We start from the raw sequence: 6,789 nt of genomic DNA on the forward strand, positions 1-6,789 counted from the left end.
TCGAGGTCGTCGAGATTGCGGAAGTCGACGCCCTTGAGGGAGCTCAGCTCGCCGCCGAAAACCAGGTGCAGCAGCTGCTTGGATTCTGTTTGTTCGGTCATGCGGCTCTCCAGAAAATCAGGGTGATGCGGATGAACGCCGTTCTACATGGGCTCGGGCTGCGAAGTCACCGGAATTTTGCGAGGATCACCGTCATCTTCGCAAGCAAGGGCCCACTGCCGGCGGCAAGCGGGCCGTGCTTGGAATTGGCTGTTGCGTAAACCAGCGGCTCGCCGGTCGCATCCACGCCCTTTCCGCCCGCTTCATGCAAGATACAATCGGCTCCCGCCAGATCCCAATCATGGGAGTCCGGCTTCACGAAAGTCCCATCGATCTCGCCGCGCGCCACCATGGCGACGCGGTAAGCCAAGGACGGCACATAGGTCACCGGGCGGAAGTCGCGCCGGTCGGCTTCATCGAGAGACTGGATCATCGGCTTCGGCCCGCCGACGGCCGGCTCGGCGCGGGTCGGCGCAACGGAGATTGCATGGCCGTTCAACCGCGCCCCGCCGCCAAGCGCTGCCTCGAAAATCTCGTTCTTCACCGGGCAGTCGAGCACGCCGGCAATCGATCGCCCATTCTCCACCACGCCGATGGAAACGCACCAGGTCGCCTTGCCTTCGATATAAGCGCGGGTGCCGTCGATGGGATCGACCACGAAAGTGCGCTTGGCGGAAAGGCGATCCAGATTGTCCGCCGTTTCTTCCGACAGCCAGCCGTAATCCGGCCGCGCCGCGATCAGCGTTTCGCGCAGGAACTTGTCGACGGCGTAATCGGCCTCGCTTACCGGCGACTGGCCTTCCTTCCACCAGACTTCGGGCGATTGCTTGAAATAGCGCATGGCGATCTCGCCCGCCTCCCGCGCGGCATCGCGGATCAGGTCGAGATCGGCATCAAAGGCGGTCGGGATCGTGTCAGCTTCCAGCAAGCGTCATTCCCTCGATCAGCAAGGTCGGCGCGGCGGTGCCGAAGTTGCGGTCCACATCCGACGCCGGCACCATGCGCAGGAACATATCCTTCAAGTTGGAAGCGATCGTCACTTCGGCAACCGGATAGGCCAATTCGCCCTTCTCGATCCAGAAGCCCGATGCTCCACGGCTATATTCGCCGGTCACCATGTTGACGCCCTGGCCGAACACTTCCGTCACGTAAAACCCGCTTTCCAGCCCGGCGATCATGTCTTCCGGCGTAATCGTGCCTGGCTCTATCGCAAGGTTGGTCGAACTCGGCGAAACCGCAGTACCGTGGCGCGCGCCGCGCCCATTGGTGACCAGGCCCAGTTCCTTTGCGGCGGAGGTCGACAAGAACCACTGCTGCAAAACGCCGCCATCGACCATCACCAGCGGCTGGCCGCGCACGCCTTCCCCGTCGAAGGGCCGCGATGCCGAACCGCGCCTGCGGGTCGGATCATCGGTGACAGTGATCGCTGCCGATGCCACCGGCTTTCCCATCGAGTCCCGCAGGAAACTGGTCTTGCGCGCAACCGAAGCGCCATTGATTGCACCCGCCAGATGTCCCGCAATGCCGCGTGCGACGCGTGGATCGAACACAACGGTGACCGGTCCAGTCTTCGCCTTGCGCGGCTTCAAGCGCCTGACCGCGCGCTCCCCAGCGCGGCGGCCGATCGTGGCGGCATCTTCCAGCTCGTTGAAGTGAATGCGCGATGAAAAATCATAATCGCGCTCCATGCCGGTGCCCTCACCAGCAATGACGCTGACCGAGCGCGAGAAACGCGAGCCGACATAATGGCCGGTGAACCCATGCGACGTCGCCAGCACAAGACCGCCATAACCGAAGCCCGCCCCGCTACCCGCCGAGTTCGTCACGCCCTCGATGCCAAGTGCAGATTCCTCGGCTTCAAGTGCGGCTTCGCGCAACTGATCGCCGGATAGTTCGGTCGGGTCGAAAAGATCGAGATCATCGATGCCATCAGACAAAAGCGACGGATCGGCCAGCGACTGATAGGGATCTTCCGGCGACACCTTCGCCATCGCAACAGCGCGCTCTGCCAAGGCAGCGATGTCGGCGCCGGCATTGGCCGAAATATTCGCCACCCGCTGCCCAACGAAGACCCGCAGCGAGATGTCGTCGCTCTCGGATGCTTCCGTGTTCTCGACCTTGCCCAGACGGACGGAGACCCCCACCGAGCGTCCGCGAACGGCAACCGCATCGGCAGCATCGGCACCTGCGCGCTTGGCCGCTTCCACCAGCTCAGCCACCTGATTGACGAGCTTTTCGGCGGCTGAATCGGGCATTCTGTGTTCCTAAACGGGAAAAAACGGGCGCAAAACGGGACAAAAGCGGCAGGCGACGCCGTAAAAACCGGCTCAATCAACCATCTATTGCCGGCTTCCGGCCTCTGCAATGGCGGTAGCGGTTTTAATCTGCTTAGGCGGCGGCTTTGACTGCGACGTCGACCGCGCGCTTGAGTTCATCCTTGACCGACAGCGTTTCGGACAGGACGCGGTCGATCTTGAGGAAGTCGAGCGCCCGGTAGCGCGTGCCGGGGCGCAGATAGATCGCGGGCGGATTCTGCTTCATTTTCAACTGGTTGATCGCCTGCATCATGATCTGGTTGGCGCCCAGCAGCATGTCCATCGACTTCGGCGTGCGGCCGATATCCTCTATCGGATCACCGATCACGTCGATCGCAATCACGATATCGGCCTGCCCTTCCACCAGATCGAACGGCACCGGATTGTAGATGCCGCCGTCGATCAAGGTCCGCCCATCGCGTTGAACCGGACTGAAGATCGCCGGTATCGCCGCCGACGCACACAGCGCAGATTGCAGCTCGCCGTCCTCGATAACCACTTGTTCCTGCTTGAAAAAGTCAGTCGCAGTAACCTTCAGCGGGATCTGCAAATCCTCGAAACTGGCCGGCAGACCGTCCGGCAAAAAGGCGCTCAGCAGGCGCTGGATGTTGAACTGGCTGACCCGCAAACCCGACGACATCAGGTCGCTCAGCGTGCCAGGTCGAGCGCTCCACATACGGCGCGTCAATTCGGCTCGCTTGCTGAGAACGAGCCGAGCAAATTCATGGATCTCCTTGCCGCTCAGGCCGGAAGCCATGGCAGCGCCCATGATTGCGCCGATGGAGGAGCCGGCGATGGCGACAGGGCGGATGCCGAGTTCGTCGAGCGCTTCGATGACATGGATGTGGGCAAGACCGCGCGCGCCGCCGCCTCCGAAGGCCACGGCGAAGCTGGGTTCGCTTCGTTTCGGTAGCGGCGTTACCTGGCTTTCGGTGACTTCCACCACATCATCGAAGGCCATCTCACCCTCCGGTTTGGGTCTTTCCCTCGTCCGCTGCCGGAACCTCAGGCGATTCGCCTGCCGAAGCCGGTGCAGGTGCTGGGCCAGACGTTGCGGCCGGCGCCGCGCCGTCTTTTTTCGCAGCCGGCCCAACGATCATGATCGCAGGCTGGGCTTCAAGCAAGCGCTTTGCCTGCGCCTTGACGTCGTCCAGCGTCACAGCCTCGATCAGCCCTTTGCGGCGCTCGATGTAATCGATACCGAGATCTTCCAGCTGGATCTGGGTCAGCGTCGCCGCAATCGAACCCGAGCTATCGAGATTGTTGATGGCATAAGCCCCGATCGTGTAGCGCTTGGCCTTGTCGAGCTCTTCCTGCGTCGGACCACCATCCGCCATCCGCTTCACTTCCTGCCGGATGAGGTCGAGCGTTTCGCCCGAACGATCCGCGCGGGTCGCAGTGCCGATCGCGAGCGCCGACGAATAGCGGCGCGTCGACAGCGACGAGCCGACGCCATAGGCCAGACCGCGCTTTTCACGAACTTCCTCGAACAAGCGCGACGAGAAGGTGCCGCCGCCCAGAACCTCGTTCATGAGGTAGGCTGCGAAGAAGCCCGGATCCTTGCGGCTGACGCCGGGATAGGCCAGCTGAATGCTGGTTTGCGGCAGGTCATAGTCGATCTTGATGTCCTGGCCGAGCTTCATGTCGGCCTGTGGGATCTCGCGCAGCTCGGCATGCTCTGGCAGAGGTGCGAACACCTCGTCCAGATAGGCTTTCAGTTTTTCCGGATCGATCGCGCCGACGACGCTGACCACCAGATTGTCGCGCGCAAACTGGGCCTTGTGCATCGCAAGGAGATCATCGCGGGTCAGGCTGGTAAGGCTCTGCGTGCCGCCATCTTCCTGGCGGGCATAGGGATGCGAACCATAAACGGCGCGGCTCCAGGCGATCTTGGCCTGTTCCTGCGGATCGCGTGATCGTGCCGCGATACCGGCAAGCAGCTGCGAGCGGATGCGCTCAACCGGCTCGGCATCGAAGCGCGGCTTCTGCACGGACAAAGCCAGCAGCTTCATGCCCTCATCCAGATCCTCCTGGATGGCGCGGAACGATCCCTGGATCTCGTCGGTGGAGGACGCGAAACTGATTTCGGCGCCGGAATCATCAAGCCGATCCTGATAGGCTTCGCGATCGAGATCGCCTGCGCCCTCATCGAACAGGCCGGACATCAGGGTCGCCAAGCCTTCCTTGCCGACGGGGTCATGTACCGAACCGCCCTTGAAGGCAAAGCGCATGGAAATGATGGGAACGGAATAGTCCTCCACCAGCCAGGCGGTGACACCGGACTGGCTTTTCACCTCCTGGATCTTGACCGCGGCATGCGCCATCAGCGGCTGCATCGTCAGCCAAGCGAAGGCAAGGATGGTGGTGACGAAAGCGAGTTTTAAACGGGCCATGGTGGGAAGGAGCATCATCTCACAAAAACGATTCACGACTTCTCCTCCCCGGCAGGCAGCAGGTAGCTGCTGACGGCACGCTTCTGGTTGAGGAACTCGGTTGCAGCGCGCTGGATATCAGCGGCCGTCAGCGCCTTGATGCGCTCGGGCCATTCCTCGATGTCCTTGATCTCGCCGCCGGTGGTCAGCGTCGAACCATAGATCCGTGCCATGCCGGACTGGTTGTCGCGCGCAAAGATCAGGCCGCGCACGAGACGGTTCTTGGCACGTTCCAGTTCCTGATCGCCGATGCCGTCCTTCACGAGGCGTGCGATCTCGGCATCGACAGCCTTTTCCAGCGTTTCCAGCTTGGTTTCACCGATCGGCGAGCCGTAAACGGTGAAGCTCGACGCATCCAGCGCGGTGCCCTGGTAATAGGAGCCTACGGACGCCGCGAGCTTCTCCTTCACGACAAGTGCCTGATAAAGCCGGCTGCGCGCGCCGCCGCCCAGCACTTCAGCCAGAAGGTCGAGGGCTTCGGCCTGGCCAGGCACCTTCTTGGCGCTGCCATAGGACGGCACAACCCAGGACTTCTGGTAGCTCGGGATCGTCACGCGCGGATCAGACATCGAGACGGTGCGCGACGTGTTCTGTTCCGGTTCCTGCGGGCGAATGCGCGGCGGCAGATCCGGACCGCGCTCGACCTTGCCATAGGTCTTTTCGGCCAAAGCCTTCACGCCTTCGACATCCACATCGCCGGCAACCACCAGCACCGCGTTGTTGGGCGCGTAATAGCGGTTGTAGAAGTCGATCGCGTCGGCTCGGTTGAGCTCTTCCATTTCCTGCATCCAGCCGATCACCGGGATGCGGTAGGGATGGTTCTGGTAGAGCGTCGCCGACATTTCTTCCTGAAGCAGCGCACTGGGATCGCCTTCGATGCGCATGCGGCGCTCTTCAAGGATCACGTCGCGCTCCGGACCGATCACCGCATCCGTCAGAACGAGGTTGCGCATGCGGTCGGCCTCGAAGCCCATCATGGTTTCGAGCGCATCCGGCGACACCTGCTGGAAGAAGGCGGTGTAGTCATAGGAGGTGAAGGCGTTTTCCGAGCCGCCAATCGCCGCAACGGCCGCCGAAAACTCGCCCGCCGAATGGTTCGAGGTGCCCTTGAACATCAGGTGCTCGAAGAAATGCGCGATGCCAGACTTACCGGGCGCTTCATCGGCGCTGCCGATCTTGTACCACAGCATGTGCGTGACGACTGGCGCACGCCGATCCGGGATCACCACGACTTGCAGCCCATTGGCGAGGGTGAAGGTTTCGACCCGGTTCTCGACAGCAGCAGCGGCCGGTTTTTCCTGTGCCATTGCCACGGGAACAGGGCCCGCCAGACACAGGCCGAGCGCCAGCGCCCCACCCCAGTTCGATGCCAGTTTGCGCAACGCCATGCCGCTCCTCGCTTCCGAATGCAGATACCGCGAATCCCGCTTGGGTTCGCTGGAGAATTCCAAGCACGCTACACGTCAGGCGAAAGCGGCCAAAGTCAGGCGCGGCGGATGAAACGAATGAGTGTTTCGCCGTAGTTGCGCTCGTCTTCGGTCACGAAGCCTTGAGGCAGGTCGAACAGTGCGGCCGCACTTTCTTCCACGACACACAGAACATCGGGCTCGAGCCATCCGCCCTTCAAGGCAGACAGCAGCGCGGCCTCGCTTAGCTGCTTGTTATAAGGCGGGTCGGCAAAAAGCAGGCCGAAAGGCTGCAAGGTGCCGACCGGACCAAGCGAGGTCGCATCGCGGCGAAAGATCCGGGTGCGCCCTTGCAGCCCAAAGGCTTCGACATTTTCGCGGATCAAGCCGCGGCCTTCCGCGCCTTCCTCGATGAACACAGCGCTGGCAGCACCACGCGACACGGCTTCAAGGCCGAGCGCGCCCGTTCCCGCGAAGAGATCGAGCACGCGCCGGCCGTTCAGCGCATCGGGGAAGCGATGCGCAAGGACGTTGAAGACCGCTTCGCGGGTGCGGTCGGTGGTGGGGCGGATGGACTGCGTGCGGGGCGTGGCGAGC

General features: G+C 62.4%; 7 protein-coding genes. All 7 read right to left on the reverse strand.

All coding sequences use genetic code 11. The features are described 5' to 3' along the window. Window positions 1-101 (reverse strand): DUF4170 domain-containing protein (locus RTX98_RS19230; protein ID WP_312798457.1); only part of this gene is annotated, 101 nt, incomplete at its 3' end. A gap of 65 nt (window positions 102-166) precedes the next feature. Beyond that, entirely contained in the window at window positions 167-967 is an 801-nt protein-coding gene (locus RTX98_RS19235; protein ID WP_312798449.1) for a 3'(2'),5'-bisphosphate nucleotidase CysQ, read from the reverse strand. Then, complete coding sequence (locus RTX98_RS19240) at window positions 954-2,294, reverse strand: TldD/PmbA family protein (RefSeq protein WP_312798451.1); 1,341 nt, start codon at window positions 2,292-2,294, stop codon at window positions 954-956. Before RTX98_RS19240 ends, RTX98_RS19235 begins: the two co-directional genes overlap by 14 nt. Before the next feature lie 133 nt (window positions 2,295-2,427). Then, window positions 2,428-3,315: a patatin-like phospholipase family protein gene (locus RTX98_RS19245; RefSeq protein WP_312798453.1), complete on the reverse strand. Its 888-nt coding sequence runs from the start codon at window positions 3,313-3,315 to the stop codon at window positions 2,428-2,430. Window position 3,316: 1 nt separating this feature from the next. Continuing rightward, a complete protein-coding gene (locus tag RTX98_RS19250) occupies window positions 3,317-4,783 on the reverse strand; it encodes a pitrilysin family protein (RefSeq protein WP_312798454.1) in 1,467 nt (488 codons plus the stop codon). Continuing rightward, entirely contained in the window at window positions 4,780-6,174 is a 1,395-nt protein-coding gene (locus RTX98_RS19255; protein ID WP_416223180.1) for a M16 family metallopeptidase, read from the reverse strand. Before RTX98_RS19255 ends, RTX98_RS19250 begins: the two co-directional genes overlap by 4 nt. A 95-nt stretch (window positions 6,175-6,269) precedes the next feature. Beyond that, a partial coding sequence (gene rsmD / locus RTX98_RS19260; RefSeq protein ID WP_312798456.1) for a 16S rRNA (guanine(966)-N(2))-methyltransferase RsmD occupies window positions 6,270-6,789 on the reverse strand: 520 nt, incomplete at its 5' end.

It is taken from the genome of Tianweitania sp. (assembly GCF_032053605.1).
In the GTDB taxonomy this organism is placed as follows: domain Bacteria; phylum Pseudomonadota; class Alphaproteobacteria; order Rhizobiales; family Rhizobiaceae; genus Tianweitania.

Excerpts from the sequence above, each read along its gene's own strand:
- RTX98_RS19240 (WP_312798451.1), bottom strand. The coding sequence starts at position 2,294 with ATGCCCGATTCAGCCGCCGAAAAGCTCGTCAATCAGGTGGCTGAGCTG.
- RTX98_RS19245 (WP_312798453.1), bottom strand. The coding sequence starts at position 3,315 with ATGGCCTTCGATGATGTGGTGGAAGTCACCGAAAGCCAGGTAACGCCG.
- RTX98_RS19255 (WP_416223180.1), bottom strand. The coding sequence starts at position 6,174 with ATGGCGTTGCGCAAACTGGCATCGAACTGGGGTGGGGCGCTGGCGCTC.